Source organism: Synechococcus sp. ATX 2A4 (assembly GCF_024346375.1).
GTDB lineage: Bacteria > Cyanobacteriota > Cyanobacteriia > PCC-6307 > Cyanobiaceae > MW101C3.
The window spans coordinates 45,448-68,176 of record NZ_JAGQCV010000015.1; the positions used below are offsets into that span (position 1 = coordinate 45,448).

Here is a 22,729-nt window from a genome sequence, read left to right on the forward strand (position 1 = left end):
GTGCGCACCACAGCGGAAATCCTGCTGGTCTGCCCCGGCGGCTGGAACTTGAGCCGCAGCAACGACGCCATCACCAACTGCCTGGAACTTGAGGTGCAGGCCCTTCCTGGCAATACGCCTCCTGTCGGAACGCCCGGTTCACCCTGAGGCCGGCTCGCCCGGGTCGCGGGGGAGGGTGATGCGCCGGCGCAGGTAGGCAACCGCAAGGTGCACCGTTTCATGAAGCAGCTGGGCACGGAAGGAGGGCGCCTTCGCCAGCGACAACCACAGCAGATGGCCCACTGACTTCACCAGCACGTAGGCCATCGTGCGGGCATCATCGGCGCTGAGCACGCAGCCTTCAGCGCCCACCCGGGCGATCAGGGCCGCCGACCAATCCGCCACCAGCCGCTCATCGGCTTCCTCCTCGATCGCCAGCAGATCGGCGGTGGCGCTCTGCGCCTCATTGAAGATCGCCTGATAACCGGGATGGCTGGTGAAGAACTGATCCGTGCGCGTCACCATCGCTTCGATATAGGCATCGAGCGGCAGCGCGGCGGCTTCGCTCTGCTCGAAGGCGGCCAGTTCCCTGTGCAACTGTTCGCCGTAGCCACGGGCGAGGCTGCGCAGGATCGCCGCTTTGTCGGGAAAGAACTGATAGAGGGAGCCGATCGGCACGCCCGCCTGTGCAGCGATCGCATTGGTGGTGGCGCTGGACACGCCCTCGGCCACGAACAAGGCCTCGGCCGCCTCCAGGATCCGCCGCACCCGCTCCTGGCTGCGGGCCTGACGGGGCTGGCGGCGCAGACCGGTGGTGGAGACGGGCGCGGGGGTGGAGCGCTGGGTCATGGCAGCAGCAAGGGGCAAGCCGGCGCGGACAAGGGCACAGGCGCAGAACGACAGGCCTAGCGCTCATGGCGCCACCAGCAGAGGGAGGCAACACGAGCAATCCTCGCATTCGCCTTGACAAAGACGAGGGATGCTCATATTTTACTGACGTGAGCTTTCCTCATGTTTGTGTCTCACCGCCCGCGCTGACCCTTCAGGCACCCATCGATGACCGACCCCCTCTTTCGCGTGCTCGGCACGATGCTCGCCATGGGCGGAGGCGACACCAGCCTGGAGCTGGTGGGCACCCTCACCGACGCGTTGCTCGACACCCCCTCCTACGCACTGGCGGCGGAGCATCTGCGCCGCGATCCCGGCTGCGCGGCCCTGCTCGACGCCCGCTGGCTGCCGGGCCAACACAACATCGAGCGGCTCGCAGACCTGCCGCAGGGCTCACTCGGCGCTGCCTATGCCGCTGCGGTGACCCGCCTCGGCTACGACCCCGACCTGCACGCCGGCATGGAGGCCAGCAGCGACGCGGCCTACGTGGAGATTCGCCTCAGCCAGACCCACGACCTCTGGCATGTGCTCACCGGCTTCGACACCTCGCTGCACGGCGAAATCGGCCTGCAGGCCTTCCACCTCGGCCAGTTCCCCTACCCCCTGGGCGCCATGCTCACGGCCCAGGCGCTGCAGTCGATCACGCTGTTCGACGCCGAGCAGCTGCCAGCCCTGGTGCAGGCCATCCACACCGGGTTGCGCATGGGCCAGCAGGCCCGGCCGCTGTTCGCCATGCGCTGGGAGGAAGACTGGGAGAAGCCCCTGCAGCAATGGCGCCAGGAGCTGACCCTCACGCCCCTGCAGACGTGGGCTGCGGCTGAAACGCCTGCTGCCGTGCCGGCAGCGATGGGTGTGGGAGGGACCGGGTGGGGGTGATGGCGCTGGAGATGCTGGCCAGGCGTGGCTGAGCAGCGCGATTTCTCTCTATAGCATCACCGCAGAGCCGTGCGGTTGAGCAGTGCAACTCCAAGGAAACGCCACCGCCGGTGATACCCCCGACGACGACATCAAAGCAGACGACATTTACGCCGCGGTGGATCTTTTCGGCGGACTGCCGAAGCAGCGCTTTCCGGCGGTGGAGAGCGATCCGAAGGTGGTGTTTGCCGCGGTGCGCGATGAGTTGATGCTGGATGGCAATTCGCGGCAGAACCTGGCCACCTTCTGCCAGACCTGGGTGGAAAGCGAAATCCACGACCTGATGGATCTCTGCATCGACAAGAACATCGAAGACAAGGACGAATATCCCCAGACCGCCGAGATCGAAGCACGCTGCGTGCACATGCTGGCCGATCTCTGGCACGCCCCCTCAATCGAAGGGGCAATCGGAGCTTCCACCACCGGCTCCAGCGAGGCCGCCATGCTGGGGGGCCTGGCGATGAAACGGCGCTGGGAGGCAGCGCGAAAAGCAGCCGGACAATCCACCGAACGGCCCAACCTGGTGACTGGTCCGGTGCAGATCTGCTGGCACAAGTTCTGCCGCTACTGGGACATCGAACACCGGGAAATCCCAATGGAGCCCGATCGCCTGATCCTTTCGCCTGAAACGGCGCTGGCGGCCTGTGATGCGAACACCATCGGCGTGGTGCCCACCCTGGGGGTCACCTTCACCGGCCAGTACGAGCCGGTGCAGCAGCTCGCCACCGCCCTCGACGGGCTGCAGGAGCGCACCGGCCTCGACATCCCGATCCATGTGGACGGCGCCAGCGGCGCCTTCCTGGCGCCGTTCTGCGCACCGGAGCTGATGTGGGATTTCCAGCTGCCGCGGGTGCGTTCAATCAATGCCTCCGGCCATAAGTTCGGTCTCGCGCCGCTGGGGGTGGGCTGGGTGCTCTGGCGTGAGGCCGCCGATCTGCCGGACGACATGATCTTCTGGGTGAACTATCTGGGCGGCAACATGCGTGATATCACCTTGAACTTTTCGCGTCCGGGTGGGCAGATCGTGGCGCAGTACTACAACTTCCTGCGCCTGGGAGCCGAGGGCTACAAGAAGGTGCATACCGCTTGTTACGGCACGGCGCAATTCATGGCTGGCGCCATCGCCGCGCTCGGCCCCTTCGAGATCATTTATGGCGGAGATCCAGCCGGCGGCATTCCAGCGATCTGCTGGACGCTGAAGGAACACGCCGGCGCCAACTTCAACCTCTTCTCCCTTGCCGACCGGCTGCGTGTGCGGGGCTGGCAGGTGCCCGCGTACACGCTGCCGCCGCACTGCCAGGAGCAGGTGGTGCAGCGCATCCTGGTGCGCCATGGCGTCAGCCGCGATCTCGCCGAACTGCTGCTCGACGACATCCGTCAGGCCTTGGCCTACTTCGAGCGCCACCCCCAGCACGCCACGCTCACCCCGGCAGAAGCCAGCGGCTTTCACCACTAGCGTTGGCGCCGGAACCCTGCCGCTGACTCGCCATGCCCAGGCTTTCCCCGCCTCAGCTGCTGATCGGCGTGGGCGCCGCGGCGGCCCTGCTGGGCGGCAGCCTGTTGCTGCGCCCCGCCTTGGAGGCCTCCCGCGCCGCCGGCACCGAACCCGCCAGCGCTCCACCCAGCCAGCCTGACCCCGCCGCCGCAGACACCCTGGCCGTGGGGCCGCGCCTGCCGCGGCTGCCCACCGATCCGGCCCTGCCCACCCACACCGATGGGCGCCACTACCCGCTGGTGCCAGCGGACCCAGTGGAGCTGGCGGCCCTGCTGGCGGCGGTGGAGGAGGCCCTGCGCGACGCAGCCACGCCCGCAGAGACCCTGCCGGCCCTCGGCCATCAGCAGCAGGTGATCTACCGGGTGCTGGCGCACCGCACTCCACTCGCCGCCGAGGTGCGCCGCGCGCTCCCGTCCGGCTGGCTGAGCATCTACGACCGGCACCTGCTGGCCCGGCGCTCCTTCCTGGCCATGCACCGCAGCGACCGGCGTCCCACCAGCCTGCCGGGCTGGCGCATCCTGCCGCCGCCGCCGCTGGAGCAGCTGGTGCGCTTCTACAAGCAGGCGGAGCAGGCCACCGGCATCGACTGGGAGGTGCTGGCGGCCGTGAATCTGGTGGAGAGCGGCATGGGGCGCATCGATGGGGTGTCGGTGGCGAACGCCCAGGGGCCAATGCAGTTCCTGCCCACCACCTGGGCCCAGGCCGGCGTGGGCAAGGGGAACATCCGCGATCCCCACGACGCCATCCAGGCTGCCGCCCGCTACCTGGTACGGCGCGGCGGCCTCAAGGACATCCGCAAAGGCCTGTGGGGCTACAACAACAGCGACAACTACGGCCGCGCCGTGCTGGCCTACGCGTCGTTGATCCAGGAGGATCCCCGCGCCCTGATCGGGCTCTACCACTGGGAAATCCACTTCGCTGCCGCCGGTGGCGACCTGTGGCTGCCGGTGGGCTACGCCCAGAGCCAGCCGGTCGCGGTGGCAGCCCACCTGCGGCGCCAGCCGGCCAGCGCGCCGCCGCCGGGCTCCTCGGGCTACTGAACAACGTCGCGGCGCCGACCAGCGGATTGGGCGCAACGTCACCGCTGGGGGCCAACTGGGGGCCAAACTGCTCTCGACTGCGCACGACACCTCCATGGCCCTGGATCTCAATGACCCGGAGCTCGAGTTCTCCGACCTCGTGTACGCCTACCAGAGCTGGGTGATGGCGGTGATCAACGACGAAAAGCTGGGCGGCGAGGAAACCCTGCTCACCGATGACATCGCCGAGGACGCCCTGAACGCCATGCGCTTCCTGCCCGGTGAAGTGACTTCCGCGATCGAAACCAGCCTGGCCCGCGTCTACGACGTGGATCCCGACGAACTGGCCAACCTGCTGTTTCCGGAGGACTGATCCGCTTCAATGGCCCCAGACGGCACAGTGGTAGGCGTGAATGCCCGCCGCCCAGCCGCTCGTCCCATGCCCTGGACCGCTGACGCCATCCCTGACCAGAGCGGTCGGATCGCCTTGATCACCGGAGCGAACAGCGGCCTGGGGTTGGAATCGGCCCGGGCGCTGGCGGCCCATGGCGCCACCGTGGTGCTGGCCTGCCGCAGCCGCCGCAAAGGCGAGGCGGCCCGCAACGAGCTGATCGCCAGCGTGCGGAGCGGCGGGGGCCTGGAGGTGCTGGAGCTGGATCTTGCTGATCTGCAGAGCATCCGGCGCGCCAGCCTGTGGCTGGCCGAGCAGTACGGCCGGCTGGATCTGCTGCTCAACAACGCCGGTGTGATGGCGCCGCCCCGCACGCTCACCCGCGATGGCTTCGAACTGCAGTTCGGCACCAACCACCTGGGCCATTTCGCCCTCACCTTGTTGCTGCTGCCGCTGATGCGGGGCCGCCGCGAGGCGCGGGTGGTCACGGTCACCTCCGGCGCCCAGTACTTCGGCCGCATCGCCTTCGACGACCTGACGGCAGAGCAGCGCTACGACCGCTGGGCGGCCTACAGCCAGAGCAAGCTGGCCAATGTGATGTTCGCGCTCGAACTGCAGGAGCGGCTGGCCGCCGACGGCAGCGGCGTGGCTTCGCTGGCCGCCCATCCCGGCCTGGCACGCACCAACCTGCAGCCCGCCTCGGTGGCCGCCAACGGCTCGAAGCTGGAAGCCCTCAGCTACCGGCTGATGGATCCGCTGTTCCAGAGCGCCGCGATGGGCGCCCTGCCCCAGCTCCATGCCGCCACGGCCCCCAGTGCCAAGGGCGGGGAGCACTACGGACCGAATCAATGGGGTGGCATGCGCGGCTGGCCCACCCAGGTGCGGATCGCGCCGGCGGCCCTCGATACCGCCCAGCGGAGACAGCTATGGGAAGTGAGCGAAACGCTCACGGGGATCGGCCGATGAATCAGCGCCGGGGGGAGCATGGAACCCGGCGTTGGTGGCGGATCGGCACCGCAGTGACGGTGCTGCTGGCGCTGAGCGGCTGTGAGGGTGGCATCGCGAACCTGCTGGGCCGTGAGCCGATTTACATCTACGTGGAGAAAGCAGCGGGCTCCAGCAGCAGGCCAGCCCGCAACGACGGTGTCTCCACCCTGACGCAATCCCTGATCAGCGGCTTCCGCAAACTCAATCCCGGGGTGGACGTCCACATCACCCACTACCCGGCCGACCGAATCGTGGCCGCCATGGCCTTTCGCCAGTCGCGCGGCCTCGGGCCCGATCTGGTGGTGAGTTCGGTGGTCACGGCGCTGCGGCTGCACCAGCGGGGGCTCACCACCGACGTGGCCCTCAGCCCAGCGAAGCTCGACCGCCTGGCCCCCTACTTCCGCGACGATTTCCGCAGGGGCGATCGCTACATGGCGGTGCCGCTGCTGGCCATGCCCCAGGTGGCCTGTTTCGATCGTCGTCGTGTGAGCACCCCTCCGGCCACCCTTGACGCCCTGCTGGAGCTCAGCGCCAAGGGGCTGCGGGTGGGTCTGCCCCTGCGGCTTGCCGACCTGTTGTGGACCGCCAGCAGCTTCGGTGCCAGCGACACACTCATCCGGCTGGTGGAGACCCCGCCCGGTCAAAGAGCATCGCTGCAGCCACCACTGACCACCAACGACCGAGAGCAGCTGAGAAAATGGCTGGAATGGCTCGCAGCCACCAGCCTCCAGAACAACGTTGATTTCGCTGAGGACGATACCGAGCTGGCGGGCCAACTGGAGAGGGGCGAACGGGATTGGGTCAGCTGCAATGGCAACTGGCTGGAGCCGCTCAATCGCAAGCTCGGCAACAATCTGGGCATGTCGGTTCTGCCGGGCGGGAATGGACGTCCAGCAGAACCGATCACCGCGCTGCGGGTGTGGAGTTTCGGGCGCCACTCCACAGGCCGTCAACGGGCGTTGGCAGAGGCGTTTGTGTTCTTCAGCCTCAACAAGGTGAACCAGAAAGACATGATGTTGTCGTCTCCGGGCACATTGCCGGTGAACCCGGACGTGCTCATCCCCACCAAGAGTTCCCACCGCCTGGCTGCCCTGGCTGCAAGCTGGGAGAATTCCCAGATGCTGAACTTCAGCAACCCCGAGCAAACCGTTGCGGCGAGTCTGGAAATCGAATCAGTGCTGCAGGAAACGATCCAGGGAGAGCTCACACCAGCCCAGGCCTCCGCCATGCTGCTGGCGATCCGCCCCTTGGCTCCACAGGCACCATGAAGGGAGGCAGATGAACACCCTTCTGTACGAAATCACGGGCTGGGCAGGATATCTCAGCCGCCCAGTGGTGTTGGTGCAGTGCCTGAGTGCCGCAGCCCTGCTGACACTGTTCCTCACGGTGGTTCGCCCGCGCCTGCGCCACAGAGGCCGGCGGCTGGCCCTGTTGGGGGCTGTGGGGTTGTTGCTGGCACTGCGCCTCAATGCACTGGCGCTGGAGTGGCTGGGCCAACCGCACGGCCTGGCCCTCTATTTCGCCCAGATCTATGGAATCTGGCTGTTCCTGGCCGTTCTGAGAGAAGTGCTGCTGCTGCGCTGTTCCGCCAGGGGGGTGGAACAGCTGTTCAGCCAGATCGTGCAGCCGTTGTATGTGCTGCTGGTGGCGGGCTCGCTGGTGAACCAGCTCGATTCGCTTGAGGATGTGGCCGACATCCCCTTGCTGCCGGTCTTCGGTGACACGCTCACCACCGGCAATCTGTTTCTGCTGCTCACGATTCCCTATTTCCTGGTGGCGGTGTCGGCCTATCCGGTGAGCTGGCTGGCGCGCGTGCTGCAGGGGCTGCTGCACTTCAGCGAGGGAACCCGGGAAGCCACCACGCTGGTGCTGCGGTACCTGCTGATCGGTGCGGGGGTGCTGTGGCTGATGCACCGGGTGGGCCTCAATCCCAATGCGATCGCCGCCATCGCCGGCGGGCTGTCGGTGGGCATCGGCTTCGGCATCAAGGAAGTGTTCTCCAACTTCATCAGCGGGCTGTGGTTGTTGTTTGAAGGGTCGGTGCGGCCCGGTGAGATCCTGTTCATCGATGGCGATCCCTGCGAGGTGCGCAGCCTCGGCCTGCGGGCCGCCGTGCTCTGGCGCGACCGCGACAATGCCGAACTGGTGATCCCCAACCAGGACTTCTTCACCACCACCACCGTCACCTACACCGGCACCGACCGCCTGCGCCGCAGCCAGGTGGAGGTGGCCGCCGCCTACCGCCACGACCCCGCCCAGGTGATCCCCCTGCTGGAGGACGTGGCCCGCCTCTCCCCCCGCGTGCTCAGCCAGCCACCGCCCAAAGCGCTGCTGCTCAGCTACGGAGATTCCGGCATCAACTACGGCCTGCGCTTCTGGATCGAAGATCCGATGAACAACGCCAGCATCAAAAGCGAAGTGAGCGTGGCCGTGTGGGAGCGCTTCGCCAAAGAAGGCATCGAGATGCCCTTCCCGCAGCGGGTGATTCACCAGGCGGAAGGTTGAAGACTGGCTGAAGAGTGGCTGGGGAGTGGCTGGACGCTGAAACCTGGTCCCAGGCCAGCGTTTCCTGCATCATTGGGATGGCCAACCCGCAGCAGGAAAGAAATGAGACGGCTTCATATCTCCATTTCAACAGACAACATCGAAGCCACCATTGAGGACTATTCCAGACGGTTGGGCACCGCGCCGTGTTCAAGCATTCCAGGGCAGTATGCACTGTGGCGAACAGAAGCTTTCAATCTTTCCATACGCCAAGACCCCGCCATTCCTCCGGGCTCGCTGCGTCATCTGGGCTGGGAAGATCCTACGGCCACCGATTTCACCCAGGACACGGATGTCAACGGTATTGCGTGGGAGCGATTCGCCGCCCGCCATCAGGCCGATGAGATCAATGCGCTATGGCCGGAGGCGAGCTACGAGCCTTGAATCCAAGTGATGGCTGCATTACGACCGACTACAAAATAGTGCACGAATGACAAGGTTGCAGCGGGGTTGCAGCGGGGTTGCAATGCTGATGCGGCAAAAGCTCTGCAGCATGCTGGCTCAAAGATGATGCTCGCGCCCTACCTGTTGCTGCTGTATTTCCTCGCCGCACATGAACTGGATGCTGTGGCCTGCCACGAATGGCGGCTCATCTACGTGCTGCGAAGCCCGCCCGAATCTTCAGGAAAAACATCCTTCATCGCTTGGTGTCAACGGCAGGATTCCGCCTCTCAATGCGGTGCAGGAAGCTCCACCTGGGCTGCACCAGGAACACGATCAACGGGTTGGGCCGGCCACGGCGATGGCCCTGCAGCCTGCACGGGGGAAGCGGCGCCCGGTCGCCGCGGAACGTGGCGAAGCAGGAGGCGTTCAAGCGGCGCTGATCTGTACGAACTGGTCGGCGGCGAAGGCGCTGGCGGTGTGGCGCAACTTGCTGCGCTCCTCATCGGTGCGGGTACAGGCGAAGCCATAGCGGGCCCGCACCCGCTCGGACGCCTCACCCAGCGCCCGCTCGGCGCGCTGCTGCAACTCCGCCACCGGCAACCGCTCACCAGGCTGCAGGTGCTTGAGGATCACTGTCGAGGGCGAATAGAGCGTGGTCTGGCGGCCGTCGGGCCATTCGAGCTGCAGGGTGACTTCGGGCATGACTAAAAAGCGAGAGGTGAAAGGGTACGGTGAAAGTAAAAGGTGGTGGTCGTGAGAAGCAGTAGCGGTGAGAGGGCGTGATGCAGAGAAGTGTTGATCTCGAAAAGTGTTGATCCCGAAAGGTATTGATGCGGAAAGGTATTGATGAGGAAAGGTGCAGGTGAACGAACAGCTTGAACAGCTGATCGAGAAGGAAACATGGTGAGCGCTGAAGCAGAACCAACCCACCGAGGCTGAGCACGGCGCTCGCCGCGCAAACCTCATTACCCCGACGGCACCGGGCCGAAGCCGGTGAGCGCCTCGGCGCCGCTCCACACGGTTTCCTCGCCGCCGCCGGCCCGCAGGCGCACGCCCGGCTCCGCCGTGAAGCGGCCGATCGGCTGGCAGATCAGGGCCGGCTCACTGCCCTCCGCCGCGACGGCTGCCCGCAGGGCCGGCTCCTGCTCCGGCGCCACCGCCAGCAGGAAGCCGAAGCTGGGGAAGCAGGCCAGCCAGTCGTCCAGCGGCACGCCCTCAGGCGGCGTGATCGCCTCGAGCTCGAGCGTCAGGCCGCAGCCGGCGCTCTCGCAGAACATCACCGCCGTGCCCACCAGGCCGCCCATGCTGATGTCCTTGGCGGCGTGCACCACCCCGCCTTCCGCCAGCTGCGCCGGCAGGGCCAGCTGGCGGCGCAGCAGCTCCGGCGCAGCCTGCGTGGCCGCATCCCAGAAACGATCCGGAAGGCGCAAGCGGCCGGCGCCATTCACCAGCAGCACGCAGTGGTCGCCGGGGCGGGCGAAACGGGCCGACAGCACCGCGCCAGCGGCGCTGCCCAGCACCGCCACCGCCAGCGCGTCGTAGGGGCTGTTGAGGTTGGTGTGGCCGCCCACCACCGGCACGTCAAAGCGCGCCGCCGCCGCCTGCAGGCCCGCCAGCACCGGCTCGGCCCGCTCCGCCCCGCGGCACCAGAGGCTGTTCACCAGCGCCAGCGGCCGGCCGCCCATCGCGGCGATGTCGCTGAGGTTCACCAGCACGCCGCACCAGCCGGCAAACCAGGGATCCTTGGCCAGCAGGCCCGGATCCATCCCCTCGCTGGCCAGCAGCAGGCGGCCGCCGCAGGCCGGCACCAGGGCGGCGTCATCGCCGAGCAGGCCGGCCGGGCCGAGGGCGGCGAAGGGCTGGTGGGGGAAATGGGCGGCGGGGCGCTGGATCGCACGCTTGCCCTGCAGGCCGGCCAAGGCCCGCAGCCGCGCCGCCAGCGGCGCCAGGTCGATGCCGCTCATGCCACCGGCCGGCGTTCCCGCGACGGGGTGTAGTAGCTGAGGTCGGCCTCCATCAGGTGATGGGGCAGCCCCTTGAGCTCCAGGGTGTCCACCGAGTGCCAGTGCAGGCGCTGGAAGAAACGCACGTTCTGCTCCTGCACCGTCGCCAGGAAGCGGTCGCAGCCCCAGCCGTTGGCGGTGGTCACGGCCTTCCAGATCAGGCCCTTGCCGATCTGGTTGTGGCGGCGGAAGGCGGCGTCCACGCCGAGCCGGCCGCCGTACCAGAGCCCTGGCTCCTGCTCCAGGATCCGCACCACCCCCACCACCGGCCCGCTGCCGCCCTGACTGCCGCCCGCCCGGTTGGCCCCGTGGGCGATCGCCGCGATCGGGGTGGCGTCCGCGTCGCGGGCGTCGCGGTCGGAGGCTTCGAACAGATGCTGCTCCTGGCAGAAAATGCGGCGGCGCAGCTCCCAGTAGCCGGCCAGCAGCGGCGTGCCGGGCCGCAGCAGATGGAAGGAGAAGCGCTCGGAGCAGGCCGAGGGGGAAAGGCGGAAATCCTCGGCGTCGATGCCCAGGCCCCAGCGCACCGACGGGGTGAAGGCGGCCGGCGCCGAGGTGGGGCTGCGGCCGATGTCGTGGCTGGAGGGATCAATGAAGAACATCAGGAGCTGGAGGGGCCGCAGCCCGTCGGAGGGGTGGCCGATGGGGCCGATGGGGCATCGCTCGTGGTGGCCGCCTGCTCGAACAGCGACAGGGCCGAGCAGGCACCGCACTTGGCGCAGCCCGCCGACATCGCTGCAGCGCGCAGATCCGATGCCGCCAGCTGCTCGGCGACGGCCGTGTAGACCTCCACCATGAAGGCGGCGCTGGGCGCGGGATGGTGCTCCAGCGGCGTGCCGCTGATCGGCACGAACGGCACCACGAACGGGTACACACCGGCGGCGATCAGGCGCTCGCTGCAGGCCACGATCGCGGCGGCGCTGTCACCCAGCCCCGCCAGCAGATAGGTGGACACCTCGCCGCGGCCGAACACCGCCACCGCCTGCTCGAACGCCTCGAAATAGCGCTCCAGGCTCAGCTCCGCCTTGCCCGGCAGGATGCGGCGGCGCACCTCGGGTTCCACCACCTCCAGGTGCATGCCGAGGCTGTCCACGCCGGCGTCCTTCATGCGCTGGAACCAGATCGGATCCTCCGGCGGCTCGCACTGGGCCTGGATCGGCAGGGTCACCCGCGCCTTCACGGCCGCCGCCGTCTCGGCCAGCAGGCGGGCGCCGCGGTCGTCACTGTTGGGGGTGCCGGTGGTCATCACCAGCTGGCGCACCCCATCGAGCCGCACCGCCGCTTCCGCCACTTCCGCCACCTGGGCCGGGGTCTTGCGCACCAGGGTGCGGCCATCCTCAAGCGATTGCTCAATGGCGCAGAACTGGCACGACTGGCTGCGGTCGCGGAAGCGGATGCAGGTCTGCAGCAGCGTGGTGGCGAGCACATCGCGGCTGTGCAGCAGCGCGATCGAGCGGTACGGCGTGCCGTCGGCGGTGTGCAGGCCGTAGAAGCGCGGCTCCGGCGGCGCCTCCACCCCCACCACCAGTGGCGTGGCGGGTGCCAGCGGCGCCTCCCGCTGCAGCTCCAGCCCGGCGCCGCCGGCCTCCAGGCGGAAGGGGGAGCGCTGGGCGGCGCTGCTGTACACGGGCACCATCACCGTGGTGCCATCGAGGGTGAGGGCGCGGTGGTCGGAGGGGCCGGCTCCGCCGCGGCGGCCCTGGTTGCCGGGCACACCGGGCTCCACCAGGCCCTGCACCTGCAGGTCGGTGACGAGCCGCGCCAGCGCGGCGGCATCCCTGGACTCAGCCATGGGGCAAGGCCTCCAGCAAGGGCTCCAGGAGCACGGGCAAGGCGTCTGCCGTGGCAGGACCTGCGCCGTCACCGGCTGCCGCTGCGTTGCCCCCGTCCCGTTCCTGCACCTGACCCGCCGACGATCGATCGAGGCGCAGGCCGAGCAGGTCGGGGCGGCTGTAGTGGCCCACGCTGTCCATCATCCGTTTGCGCTTGGTGATCAGGGCCGGGTCGAGTTCGGCGATCGCCAGGCCTTCCCCCTCCGGCAGCGGACCCGCCAGGTAGCGGCCCTCCGGGCTGATCACGGCGGTGTGGCAGCCCCCCTGGCACGCCTTCTGCAGCGCCGGATCCGTGGTGATCTGGTCAAGGTCGGCGGGATCGAGCCAGGCGGTGGAACTCACCACGAAACAGCCCGCCTCCAGCGCGTGGTGCCGCAGGGTCACGGCCGTCTGCTCGCTGAAGATCGGGCCCACCAGCGACCCGGGGAACTGGGCGCAGTGGATCTCCTCCCCCTGGGCCATCAGGCTGAAGCGGGCCAGGGGGTTGTAGTGCTCCCAGCAGGCGAGGGCACCGATGCGCCCCAGCGCGGTGGGCACCACCGTGAGGCCGGCGCCATCGCCCTGCCCCCACACCATCCGCTCGTGATAAGTGGGGGTGATCTTGCGTCGCTTCAGCAGCAGCGCGCCGCTGGCATCGATCAACAGCTGGGCGTTGTAGAGGCTGCCGCCCTCCCGTTCGTTGATGCCCAGCAGCACGTGCATGGCGTGCTCGCGCGCCGCGGCGGCGATGCGGCGCAGCGCCGGGCCCGGCACCGTCACCGCCTGCTCATAGAGCCGCAGGTGGGAGCGGCCCATCAGCGCCGGCGGCTCCACGAAGGAGAAGTAGGGGTAATAAGGAAGGAAGGTTTCAGGGAACACGATCAGCTGCACCCCCTGGCTGGCCGCCTCCGCGATCGCCGCCAGCACCCGCTCGACAGACCCCTCCAGGCTGTGCAGCACCGGACGGATCTGGGCGGCGGCCACGACGATCGGGCCGTTCATCGTCAGAGCGTCCAGGTGTCGAGGATGAAGGCGCCTTCCTTGCGGTGCAGCAGCACGATGTCGAGCACATCGAGCGGATTCACCGGGGTGATGCCCGCCATCAGCGCCCCTTCGCCGTGGCCGTAGAGGGCCTGCAGGGCGAAGCGGCAGGCATACACCTTGCCGCCCTGGTCCATGAACTTCTGCAGGCGGGCGTTGAAGTTGAGGTGGCCGTCGAAGGCGGCATCACCGAGCTTGGGGAAGCCGCGCTGCACCCCGAGGGTGACGCCGGGGCCGTAGAGCAGGATCGAAGTTTCGAAGCCCTTGTTGATCAGGCGGCTGGCCTGCAACAGGTTCACCAGGCCGATCGAGCCTTCGAACGCCACGGTGTGAAAGGTGACGAGCGCCTTTTCGCCCGGTTCCGCCTTCACATCGGGGAACACCTTCTCCTCGTAATCCACGAGGAAATCGCCAGGTTGATTGGCGGGGCGGGTGACCTCAGGCATGAACCGGCGACCTGTGAAGGAAACAGCGCCACGACCATGCATCAAGGCTGTGTGAAGTTGCGTAGCAGCCGGTACCAAACGCCACGGCCCGTGCTGGCCTGCGATTCGGTCTTGCTTGCTACCAGCTCGCCCCTTCCAGCACCTCACGATGGAATGGGTGATGGCCTGGCCGCGCCATCTTCACCCTCCCCTTCGCCGCCTGCCTGTGGGGTCTGCCTCCACCTCACCCGCTGCCGCTGCCGATGTGGCGGCTGCCACCCCAACCGCAGCGGCGGTGGTGGTGATCGGTGGCGGCCAGGCGGGGCTGTCGGTGGCGAGTTGCCTGCAGCAGCGGGGCATCGAGGCCCTTGTGCTGGAGCGCCACCGGGTGGCCCATGCCTGGGAGCAGCAACGCTGGGATTCCTTTTGCCTGGTCACCCCCAACTGGCAGTGCCGCCTGCCCGGCTTCCCCTACGACGGCGACGACCCCCACGGCTTCATGGGCCGCGACGCGATCGTCGACTACCTGCGCCGCTTTGCCGAACGCTCAGCCGTGACCGTTCGTGAGGGGGTGAGCGTGGAGCGGCTGGTGCCCAGCGGCAACGGCTACCGCCTGCTCACCAGCGCCGGTGTGATCGACGCCACGCAGGTGGTGATCGCCATCGGCGCCTACCACCACCCGCGCCGCCACCCGATGGCCGAGCGGCTGCCCGGCAAGGTGCTGCAGCTCGATGCCCGCGACTACCGCCACCCCGATCAGCTGCCGGAGGGGCCGGTGCTGGTGGTGGGCAGCGGCCAGTCGGGGTGCCAGATCGCCGAAGACCTCTTCCTGGCCGGCCGCCGCGTGCACCTCAGCGTGGGTTCAGCACCCCGCTCCCCGCGGCGCTACCGCGGCCGCGACGTCGTGGAGTGGCTGGAGCGGATGGGGGTCTACGACACCCCGATCGACGCCCATGCCGATCCGCGCGCCGTCCGCCACAAGACCAACCACTACCTCACCGGCCGCGACGGCGGCCGCGAGATCGACCTGCGCCAGCGGGCCAGCGAAGGCATGGTGCTGCACGGCCGGCTGGAGAGGATCACCGCCGGCGGCCTGAGCTTCGCCGACAACCTGGCCGACAACCTGGATGCGGCCGATGCCGTGTACAGCCGCATCCGCGCCAGCATCGATGCCCACATCGCCGCCACCGGCCTCGACGCGCCGCTGGAGCCCCCCTACCAGCCCTGCTGGCGGCCTGCCCCGAGCCCCGAGCTCAGCCAGCTCGACCTCTACAAGGAGCCGCTGGCCGCCGTGATCTGGTGCACGGGCTATCGCTCCGATTTCAGCTGGGTGGAAGTGCCGGTGTTCGATGGCAGCGGCGAGCCGGTGCATCACCGGGGCATCACCCAGGCCGAAGGGCTCTATTTCATCGGCCTGCCGTGGCTGCACACCTGGGGGTCGGGACGCTTCTGCGGCATCGGCAGCGACGCCGACCACCTCGCCCAGTGGATCCAGCAGCAGCTGCAGCCTCGCGGCAGCCGGCCAGAGCCGCTGGAATGCACGGCACTGCTCGGCTCATGAAGGCTGTGGACCATCCAGCGGCGACCCCTTCCTTGGACGACCATCCAGGAGCGACCCCTTCAACCGATGCCAGCGCCCTGATTCCCACCGGCGAGCTGCGTCGCCTCAATGGCCGCTCCGATCGGGCCGGCTGGCTGCAGACCCTCTCCCATGCGGGGCTGATCCTGGCGACGGGCTGGGTGTGGGGCGACGAACGGCTCAGCCTGCTGCTGCGCCTGCCGGCCCTGCTGCTGTGTGGCTGGGGCCTGGCCTTCGCCTTCTGCGCCATGCACGAATGCGGCCACCGCACCGCCTTCGCCAGCCGCGCCGTCAACGACGCCGTGGCCTGGTGGGCAGGGGTGCTGAGCTTCTACAACGCCGACTTCTACCGCCGCTACCACCAGTGGCACCATCGCTACACCCACCAGCCGGGTCTTGATCCCGAACTGGAAGACCACCCACCCACCAGCCGCGGGGCCTACCTGCTTGAACTCAGCGGCCTGCCCTGGTGGAACGCCAAGCTGCGCGGCCACCTGCGCGGCCTGCGCGGTGAGTTCAGCTCCAACCCCTACATCCCCGCCGATGCGGCGCCAGCGGTGCGCCGCTCCCTGCTGAAGCAGGCGGCTGTGTACGGCGCGCTGCTGCTGCTGTCGTTGCCGGGGAGCAACGGCTTTCTGCTCTGGCACTGGCTGCTGCCCCTGGCGCTGGGGCAACCGCTGCTGCGTTTCGTGCTGCTGGCCGAGCACGGCGGCTGCGACACCGGCACCAACGGCCTCAGCAACACCCGCACCACCGTCACCCTGGCGCCGCTGCGCTGGCTGATGTGGAACATGCCGTTCCACGCCGAGCATCACCTGTTCGCCTCGGTGCCGTTCCATGCCCTGCCGGCAGCCCACCAGTGGCTGGCGCCCCAGCTGCGTCACCTGGATCCGGGCTACCTGGCGGTGCACCGGCGCTTTCTGGCTGATCCGTCGCTGCTGAAGTTGCCCGCCGCACCCACCCTCCAACCGCAGCCAGTTTGAGCGCCCCGGCCTCCAGCGGCGACCGCCACTTCCCGCTGGGGCCGTTCTCCTTCCAGTGCGGCCACACACTGCCGGACGCTCAGCTCTCCTACCGGGTGTACGGCACGCTCAACCCGCAGCGCTCCAACCTGGTGCTCTACCCCAGTTCCTACGGGGCCTGGCCGGAGGACATCGAATGGGTGGTGGGCCCGATCCTCGACCCGGCGCGGTGGTGCGTGGTGCTGGTGAGCCAGTTCGGCAACGGCCGCTCGAGCAGTCCCAGCAACAGCGCCATGGGGCTGGCGGAAGACGGCTGGGTGATCCACCACAGCGACAACCTGCGGGCCCAGCAGCAGCTGATCCACGGGCTGTTCCAGGTGGAGCGGCTGGCGCTCGTGTACGGCTGGTCGATGGGGGCGCAGCAGGCGTACCACTGGGGGGCCCTGGCCCCGGCGGCGGTGGAGCGGCTGTTGTGCCTCTGCGGCACGGCCCACACCACCCCCCACAACCGCCTGTTCCTGCTGAGCCTGCGCCAGGCCCTCACCGCCGATCCGGCCTGGGATGGGCGCCGCTTCCGCACCAGCCCGGAACAGGGTCTGCGCAGCTTCGCGCTGATCTACGCCAGCTGGGCCGCCAGCCAGGCCTATTACAAAGAGGGGCGCCACCTGCTGCAGGGCATCGCCAGCGTGGAGGAGGCGGTGGAGCGCAGCTGGCTGCCGGCCTACCGCCGCCATGATCCCCACGACCTGATCGCCATGCTCGATACCTGGCTGGCCAACGCCCTGCCGGCGCCGTTGAGCGGCATCCGCGCCCGCACCACCGTGCTGGCCGGCAGCCACGATCTCTACTTTCCGCCCGACGACTGCGCGGCCGAGGCCGATCAGATTCCTGGCGCCCGCTTCGCGGTGATCGACTCGGTGCTGGGCCACCGCGCCGGCAACCCCCGCGACGCGCCAGCCGAACAGGCCTTCATCCGCAGCGCCCTGGAGCGGCTCTGCGACGACTGACGCGCTCAAGCCGCCACAACACCCCGCCTGGCTGATGGCCGCAAGCCCCCCATCCCTTTCACCCCCCACCGCTTCGATGATCGACCTGGCCCGCTTCGCGACCGATCGCGGCATCCGCCACGTGCTCTTCTCGTTCACCGATCTGTTCGGGGTGCAACGGGCCAAGCTCGTGCCGGTGGCGGCAGTGCAGGAGGTGGCGGCCGCCGGTGCCGGTTTCGCCGGCTTCGCCGCCTGGCTGGCCATGACCCCCGCCGACCCCGACGTGCTGGGCCTGCCGGACACCTCCAGCCTGATGGTGCTGCCCTGGCAGCGGGAGGTGGCCTGGGTGGCCACCGACCTGCAGGTGGGCGGCCTGCCGCTGGAGCAGTCGCCGCGCTGGGTGCTGAAGTGCCAGCTGGAGCGGGCGGTGCGGCGGGGCTACCACTTCCGCACCGGCGTGGAGGCGGAATTCTTCCTGCTGCAGCCCGGCGGCGCCGCGATCGCCGATGGCGACGACAGCCAGAGCAAACCCTGCTACGACCAGCTGGCACTGATGCGGCAGTACCCGCTGATCGGCGGCCTGCTGGATGGCATGGGCGAACTGGGCTGGGGGCCTTACCAGGCTGATCACGAGGATGCCAACGGCCAGTTCGAGCTCAACTGGACCTACGCCGATGCCCTGGTCACCGCCGACCGCCATGCCTTCTTCCGGGTGATGGCGCAGGCGATGGCCGAGCAGCACGGCGCGCGGGTGAGCTTTTCGCCCAAGCCGTTCGCCTCCCTCACCGGCAACGGCGCCCACCTGCACCATTCGCTCTGGAACGCCGACGGCCACAACCTGTTTCACGATCCACGCGGACCGCTGGGCCTGTCGGCGCTGGCCTACAACTTTTTGGGCGGGCTGCTGGAGCATGCGCCGGCGCTCTGCGCGCTCACCAATCCGGTGGCCGAGAGCTACCAGCGGCTCGGCGGCCTCCGCACCACCTCCGGCTCCACCTGGTCACCGGGCTGGATCAGCTACGGCGGCAACAACCGCACCCACATGGTGCGCATCCCCGACGACCAGCGGCTCGAGCTGCGCCTCGCCGATGGCGCCGCCAACCCCTACCTGCTGCCGGCAGCGGTGCTGGCCGCCGGCCTCGATGGCATCGAGCGCCACCTCGATCCCGGCCCCCGCGACGACGCCAACGCCTACACCGATCCGCCGATCGGCCGGGCGCGGCCGCTGCCGGGCAGCGTGGAGGAGGCGCTGGAGGCCTTCGCCGGCGACAAGGTGCTGCGTCAGGCGCTGGGCGAACCGTTCTGCCAGGCCTATGAACAGCTGCGGCGGCAGGCGTGAGCTCAGGCGCGCGGGTAGAGCCAACGGCGGAACAGGCGCGTCACCCGTGGCATCACCAGGTAGGTCATCAGGGTCACCGTCGTGGCGGTGACCAGCAGGGTGCGAAGCAGCGGGTGCAGCTCCCGCACCAGCGGCGAGAGCAGCAGGCTGACCAGGTTGATCAGCAGAAAGATCGTGAGGGTGGTGATCACCACCATCTTGTGGCGGGGCGGCGGCGGAACCCCCGGCTGCCGGGGCAGGGTGAACCAGGTTTCCAGCCCGCTCAGCACGGAGATCTGCGGTGGCACCACGGTGTGCTCCGCCAGGCGCGCCAGCAGGGCCAGGCGCAGCGGCGACACCTCCCAACGCCGCAGCTGGCTGAGGCGCGCGAACTTGAACACGATTCGGTAGCTGGAATCGTGTTCATCCACCGGGCGGTACACATTCACGCCCAGATGGCCCTCACAGCGGCGGGCGGCGCCTACCAGTTCGCTCAGGGTCGCTTCGAAGGCGGCGGTGCGGCCGGGCTTCACCCGCTGCAGCACATCAACGGTGACGGCCGGATCCTCGTGGGGCATGCAGCGCAACCCTCCGCAGGTCAGGGCGGATGAACAACCTGGCGGTGATTCTGTACGTGTGCCTCGGTGCGGCGCTCGGCCAGGCAGGCCTGTTCATCGACCTTCCCTCCCTGCCGCAGCTGGCCACTGCGTTCGGTGTCGATGCCGCCGCCACCCAAACCACGGTCACCGCCTATGCGCTCGGCTACGGCGCCTCCCAGCTGGTCTGGGGGCCTCTCTCCGATCGACGGGGCCGCAAGCCGATCGCCCTGGCTGGGCTGGGGGTGTTCATTGCCGCCAGCCTGCTGCTGGCCGTGGTGCCGGGCTTCGGGCCGTTCCTGGTGCTGCGGGTGGTGCAGGGGGTCGGGGCCGGCTGCGGCACCTCGGTGTCGCGGGCGGCGCTGCGGGATGTGCTGAGCAACCGGGAACTGGCGCGGGCGATGTCGTTTGCCAGCATCAGCTTCGCGCTGGCACTGGGCTTAGCCCCCTTCGTGGGCGGACTGATCGCGCGCGCCACCAGCTGGCGGGTGGATTTTCTGCTGCTGGCGGCGCTGGGACTCACCACCGCCACCTACCTGGCCCGTGCCCTGCCCGAATCGCTCAGCGCGGAGCGGGCGGCTGTCGGCAGCAACCAGTCGGTGGCGGCGATCGGCCGCAGCTACCTGCGGCTCGCCGTGGATGCCCGTTTTCTGCTGCCGGCGCTGATCGCCACCCTCGCCACCGGCATGATCGCCCTGTACGACGCCGCCAGCCCTTTCATCTTTGAGACGCGCTTCGGCTTCAACGCGGCGGGCTTCGGCTCCCTCTCCCTCGGCCTCACCGTGGCCTACATCTCCGGGGCCCTGATGGTGGTGCGGTTCGTGGTGGCCAGGGGACAGCCGTGGCTGCTGCGCTTCGGGCTGGGCACGATCCTGCTCGGCGGCCTGCTGATGGTGGGGCTGGGGCTGGGCGGCTGGTTCGACACCCTCTCCCTGTTCCTGCCGATGCTGGTGATCACCGTCGGCGCCAGCGTGCTGGTGCCGATCGGGCTGGCGATGCCGATGCAAGCGTTTCCAGCCCAGGCCGGGCAGGCCTCCGCCCTCACCGGCTTCCTGCAGCAGGAGGGCTCCGGGCTGCTGGTGCTGATCGCCACCGTGTTGCCCGCCACCTCCCAGCTGCCGCTGGCGCTCACGCTGCTCGCCCTGGCGCTGGTGCTCGGGCTGCTGGTGCGCACCTACACCCGCCACACCCGCCTCAGTCCGGCATGAACCGCCTCGCCTTCGCGCTCTGCCTGTTGCTGGCCGGTGTGCTGATCGGCCTGGCCGAACTTCCCTATCAGTGGCTGTCGGAGCTGGGCTTCCGGCTGCAGCGGCTCTGGCCCCTCGGCGGCGACGGGGCGCTGGATCCCCGGCTGGTGCTCGCCCCGGCGCTGGCCACGCTGCTGTTCGTGCTGCTGGCCTGGGGGCCGCTGGCGGCGGGCCGCGGCGGTGGCCTCACCGGTGTACTCGCGCTGCAGACAGCCCGCAGCGACGCCGAGCGCGAGCGCGCCCTGGCCCCCCTGTCGCTGCGCCACCAGCTGGCCCGCCTGCCCCTGCTGGCCCTCACCCACCTGGCCGGGCTGAGCGTGGGCACCGAATCGCCCTCCGCCGCCCTCGGCGCTGCGCTGCTGCTGGCGTTGCGCCGCCGGCTGGCACCGCTGCAGCAGCTGCCGCTGGCGCTCACCGCGGCGATCGGCGGTGGCGCCGGCCTCGGGGCCGCCTTCCGTTCTCCCCTGCTGGGCGCTGCCTATGCGCTCGAAGAGCTCAGCGCGGTGGCCGGCTTCAGCCTGGTGGCACCCACGCTGCTGTTGGCCGGCATTGGCACCCTGTTCACCACCGGTCTGGGCCAACCCGCCCGGCTGGCGGAAGGGATGGCGGTGGCGCTGGCGCCGGAGCTGCTGCCACTCGCCCTGCTGATCTCCGTGCTGGCGGCGCTGGTGGGGGTGGTGCTGGTACGCCTGCTGGTGCCGCTGGCCCAGTGGCTTGGCCCCTGGCTGTGTTCCAGGCGCTGGCCGGCGGCGGTGGCGATCGCCGCACTGTTCACGCTGCTGGCGCTGGCCAGCGGCGGCATCAGCCTCAACGATGGGTCGCTCGCGCTCGGCCCATCCCTGGCCGGCACGCCCGACGGCCCTTGGTGGGCGCCGCTGCCGCGGCTGCTCGGGCCCCTGCTGAGCATCGCGATCGGTGCACCCGGCGGCCTGATGCACGACTCCATGAGCCTGGGGGCGGTGCTGGTGGGGCCCTGGCTGCAGCAGTTGCCGGCGGAGCAGCAGGCGGCGCTGGCCGGGGTCGCTGCCGCCGCCGTGTTCAGCGGCGCCTGCCGCACCCCGCTGTTCTGCGGCCTGTTCGTGTTCACGCTGCAGGGCAATGCCGCCGTGCTCCCCTGGCTGCTCACTGGCTCAGCGATCGCTGCTGCCATCGGCCGCTGGCACGGCGGCATCAGCTGGAACGAGGCGCAGACTGAAGCCTTCCTGCGGGCGGGCTCTAGAGGGTGATGCCCCTCGTGCGGCACCTGAACCAAAAACAGGCAGCGCCCTAGTGCGCGCCGTGACCGCCGGGATGCTCGCTGCAGGGCATCCACAGGTCGCCCATCGCGTGGACGCCTTCACAGCCGAGTTCCTTCGCCTTCTGCAGCGCCGTCTCCTTGCTGGGGTAGGCCATCAGCGCTGCGGGCGGCGGCGCGGCGCCGTGGTGATGGTGCACGCGCGCCGGGATCGGCCCGTGCCGGAACGGCCCCATGCCTTCAAGGCCCGTCCACCACACGCCCATCACATTGACGCCGGCCACGATCACCCCCATGCCCACGACGGAGAGGTTGATCACCCCCATGCCCACGGCCCCGAGGCTGATCACCCCCATCGGCACCACGCCGATGCTCACCACTCCCATCGGCACGATGCCGATCGAAATGATCCCCAGCGGAGCAATGCCGATGGCCACCAACTTCGGGTTGGAGCCGCATCCGGATTCCTGCATCAGTGCGAATGACCGCCGCTCTTTCCGCTGCCCGGAGTAGGTGGGTGGCCTGTGCAGGGCATCCAGATCTTGCCGTGGCTATGAGAACCCGTGCAGCCAAAACGGGGCGCTGCCGCCTCAGCCTCCTGCTGCGTGGCGAAAACGGCCTGCACGCCCCCGTCCTTGGCAGGGGTGGGTGTGCTGCCGGCCATGGCAGGGCCAGTGCCGCCCAGCAGCAGGGTGAAACCCGCCAGGGTCAGCAGACGCTGGTGCAAGCCGGCGCAGCCGGCAGGGAACGGAGCACTCATCGGGGCTGAAAAGACGAAGGCTTTGGTGCGGAATCTAGGGAAGCTCTGGGCAACAAGGCTGCAAGCGACACCTGGGCCCCCCAAATGTTTGCGGTGGCCTGTCTCGGTGCAGATCCAGTAAGAATCGGCCTGCTTTCTGCTCTTTCGAGCCATTTCCCCTGCCAT

Annotated in this window: 25 protein-coding genes; 15 read left to right on the forward strand and 10 right to left on the reverse strand. The window is 69.0% G+C overall.

Translation table 11 applies throughout. The annotated features are described in order from the left end of the window. Positions 1-147 carry a hypothetical protein gene (locus KBY97_RS13080; RefSeq protein WP_255147553.1) on the forward strand — a complete coding sequence of 49 codons (147 nt, stop codon included), beginning with the start codon at positions 1-3 and terminating at the stop codon, positions 145-147. Here KBY97_RS13080 and KBY97_RS13085 read toward each other — a convergent pair. Beyond that, the gene (locus KBY97_RS13085) at positions 139-828 is read right to left on the reverse strand and encodes a TetR/AcrR family transcriptional regulator (RefSeq protein ID WP_255147555.1); all 690 of its coding nucleotides are present in this window, start codon (positions 826-828) and stop codon (positions 139-141) included. The two genes, KBY97_RS13080 and KBY97_RS13085, sit on opposite strands and share 9 nt — an antisense overlap. A gap of 207 nt (positions 829-1,035) precedes the next feature. Here KBY97_RS13085 and KBY97_RS13090 point away from each other — a divergent pair, with 207 nt between their 5' ends. From KBY97_RS13090 to KBY97_RS13125, 8 genes are all read left to right on the forward strand, one after another. Continuing rightward, positions 1,036-1,743 carry a Coq4 family protein gene (locus KBY97_RS13090; protein WP_255147556.1) on the forward strand — a complete coding sequence of 236 codons (708 nt, stop codon included), beginning with the start codon at positions 1,036-1,038 and terminating at the stop codon, positions 1,741-1,743. A gap of 82 nt (positions 1,744-1,825) precedes the next feature. Further along, entirely contained in the window at positions 1,826-3,238 is a 1,413-nt protein-coding gene (locus tag KBY97_RS13095) for a glutamate decarboxylase (protein ID WP_255147558.1), read from the forward strand. Between the two features lie 32 nt (positions 3,239-3,270). Then, on the forward strand, positions 3,271-4,317 hold the full coding sequence (locus KBY97_RS13100; RefSeq protein WP_255147559.1) for a lytic transglycosylase domain-containing protein: 1,047 nt from the start codon (positions 3,271-3,273) through the stop codon (positions 4,315-4,317). Positions 4,318-4,411: 94 nt separating this feature from the next. Further along, the gene (locus KBY97_RS13105; protein ID WP_255147560.1) at positions 4,412-4,669 is read left to right on the forward strand and encodes a hypothetical protein; all 258 of its coding nucleotides are present in this window, start codon (positions 4,412-4,414) and stop codon (positions 4,667-4,669) included. A gap of 66 nt (positions 4,670-4,735) precedes the next feature. Then, positions 4,736-5,653: an oxidoreductase gene (locus tag KBY97_RS13110; RefSeq protein WP_255147561.1), complete on the forward strand. Its 918-nt coding sequence runs from the start codon at positions 4,736-4,738 to the stop codon at positions 5,651-5,653. Then, positions 5,650-6,942 (forward strand): extracellular solute-binding protein, encoded by a 1,293-nt coding sequence (locus KBY97_RS13115; RefSeq protein ID WP_255147572.1) that lies wholly within the window; start codon positions 5,650-5,652, stop codon positions 6,940-6,942. Before KBY97_RS13110 ends, KBY97_RS13115 begins: the two co-directional genes overlap by 4 nt. A 10-nt stretch (positions 6,943-6,952) precedes the next feature. Then, positions 6,953-8,179 (forward strand): mechanosensitive ion channel family protein, encoded by a 1,227-nt coding sequence (locus KBY97_RS13120; protein ID WP_255147574.1) that lies wholly within the window; start codon positions 6,953-6,955, stop codon positions 8,177-8,179. Between the two features lie 102 nt (positions 8,180-8,281). Next, positions 8,282-8,602, forward strand: a complete 321-nt coding sequence (locus tag KBY97_RS13125; RefSeq protein WP_255147575.1) for a hypothetical protein — start codon at positions 8,282-8,284, stop codon at positions 8,600-8,602. 426 nt (positions 8,603-9,028) lie between these two features. Here the strand turns inward: KBY97_RS13125 and KBY97_RS13130 are convergent, their stop codons facing one another. The 6 genes from KBY97_RS13130 to KBY97_RS13155 form a co-directional block, all read right to left on the reverse strand. Beyond that, positions 9,029-9,304, reverse strand: coding sequence for an MSMEG_0570 family nitrogen starvation response protein (locus KBY97_RS13130; RefSeq protein WP_255147576.1), 276 nt, complete (start codon positions 9,302-9,304; stop codon positions 9,029-9,031). A 263-nt stretch (positions 9,305-9,567) separates the two neighbouring features. Continuing rightward, positions 9,568-10,566: a sll0787 family AIR synthase-like protein gene (locus tag KBY97_RS13135; protein WP_255147577.1), complete on the reverse strand. Its 999-nt coding sequence runs from the start codon at positions 10,564-10,566 to the stop codon at positions 9,568-9,570. Then, the gene (locus KBY97_RS13140) at positions 10,563-11,207 is read right to left on the reverse strand and encodes an MSMEG_0567/Sll0786 family nitrogen starvation N-acetyltransferase (protein ID WP_255147578.1); all 645 of its coding nucleotides are present in this window, start codon (positions 11,205-11,207) and stop codon (positions 10,563-10,565) included. The genes KBY97_RS13135 and KBY97_RS13140 overlap by 4 nt, the downstream gene beginning before the upstream one ends. Then, positions 11,207-12,397, reverse strand: coding sequence for an MSMEG_0568 family radical SAM protein (locus tag KBY97_RS13145; protein WP_255147580.1), 1,191 nt, complete (start codon positions 12,395-12,397; stop codon positions 11,207-11,209). Before KBY97_RS13145 ends, KBY97_RS13140 begins: the two co-directional genes overlap by 1 nt. Continuing rightward, positions 12,390-13,418 carry a Nit6803 family nitrilase gene (locus tag KBY97_RS13150; RefSeq protein WP_255147582.1) on the reverse strand — a complete coding sequence of 343 codons (1,029 nt, stop codon included), beginning with the start codon at positions 13,416-13,418 and terminating at the stop codon, positions 12,390-12,392. Before KBY97_RS13150 ends, KBY97_RS13145 begins: the two co-directional genes overlap by 8 nt. A gap of 2 nt (positions 13,419-13,420) precedes the next feature. Further along, the gene (locus tag KBY97_RS13155; RefSeq protein WP_255147583.1) at positions 13,421-13,903 is read right to left on the reverse strand and encodes an MSMEG_0572/Sll0783 family nitrogen starvation response protein; all 483 of its coding nucleotides are present in this window, start codon (positions 13,901-13,903) and stop codon (positions 13,421-13,423) included. A gap of 244 nt (positions 13,904-14,147) precedes the next feature. Between KBY97_RS13155 and KBY97_RS13160 the strand changes: the two genes are divergently transcribed. From KBY97_RS13160 to glnT, 4 genes are all read left to right on the forward strand, one after another. Next, positions 14,148-15,443 (forward strand): MSMEG_0569 family flavin-dependent oxidoreductase, encoded by a 1,296-nt coding sequence (locus KBY97_RS13160; protein ID WP_255147599.1) that lies wholly within the window; start codon positions 14,148-14,150, stop codon positions 15,441-15,443. 32 nt (positions 15,444-15,475) lie between these two features. After that, on the forward strand, positions 15,476-16,444 hold the full coding sequence (locus tag KBY97_RS13165) for a fatty acid desaturase (RefSeq protein ID WP_399217829.1): 969 nt from the start codon (positions 15,476-15,478) through the stop codon (positions 16,442-16,444). Beyond that, a complete protein-coding gene (locus KBY97_RS13170; protein WP_255147584.1) occupies positions 16,441-17,430 on the forward strand; it encodes an alpha/beta fold hydrolase in 990 nt (329 codons plus the stop codon). Before KBY97_RS13165 ends, KBY97_RS13170 begins: the two co-directional genes overlap by 4 nt. A gap of 76 nt (positions 17,431-17,506) precedes the next feature. Then, complete coding sequence (glnT, locus tag KBY97_RS13175; protein ID WP_255147601.1) at positions 17,507-18,748, forward strand: type III glutamate--ammonia ligase; 1,242 nt, start codon at positions 17,507-17,509, stop codon at positions 18,746-18,748. A 2-nt stretch (positions 18,749-18,750) separates the two neighbouring features. Here glnT and KBY97_RS13180 read toward each other — a convergent pair whose 3' ends face one another. Further along, entirely contained in the window at positions 18,751-19,305 is a 555-nt protein-coding gene (locus KBY97_RS13180) for an antibiotic biosynthesis monooxygenase (RefSeq protein WP_255147585.1), read from the reverse strand. A 29-nt stretch (positions 19,306-19,334) separates the two neighbouring features. Between KBY97_RS13180 and KBY97_RS13185 the strand changes: the two genes are divergently transcribed. Then, a complete protein-coding gene (locus KBY97_RS13185) occupies positions 19,335-20,531 on the forward strand; it encodes an MFS transporter (protein ID WP_255147586.1) in 1,197 nt (398 codons plus the stop codon). Beyond that, the gene (locus tag KBY97_RS13190) at positions 20,528-21,796 is read left to right on the forward strand and encodes a chloride channel protein (protein WP_255147588.1); all 1,269 of its coding nucleotides are present in this window, start codon (positions 20,528-20,530) and stop codon (positions 21,794-21,796) included. The genes KBY97_RS13185 and KBY97_RS13190 overlap by 4 nt, the downstream gene beginning before the upstream one ends. Before the next feature lie 40 nt (positions 21,797-21,836). Here KBY97_RS13190 and KBY97_RS13195 read toward each other — a convergent pair whose 3' ends face one another. After that, the gene (locus KBY97_RS13195; protein ID WP_255147589.1) at positions 21,837-22,277 is read right to left on the reverse strand and encodes a hypothetical protein; all 441 of its coding nucleotides are present in this window, start codon (positions 22,275-22,277) and stop codon (positions 21,837-21,839) included. After that, positions 22,277-22,564 (reverse strand): DUF3721 domain-containing protein, encoded by a 288-nt coding sequence (locus KBY97_RS13200; RefSeq protein ID WP_255147591.1) that lies wholly within the window; start codon positions 22,562-22,564, stop codon positions 22,277-22,279. Before KBY97_RS13200 ends, KBY97_RS13195 begins: the two co-directional genes overlap by 1 nt. Positions 22,565-22,729 lie beyond the last annotated feature (165 nt).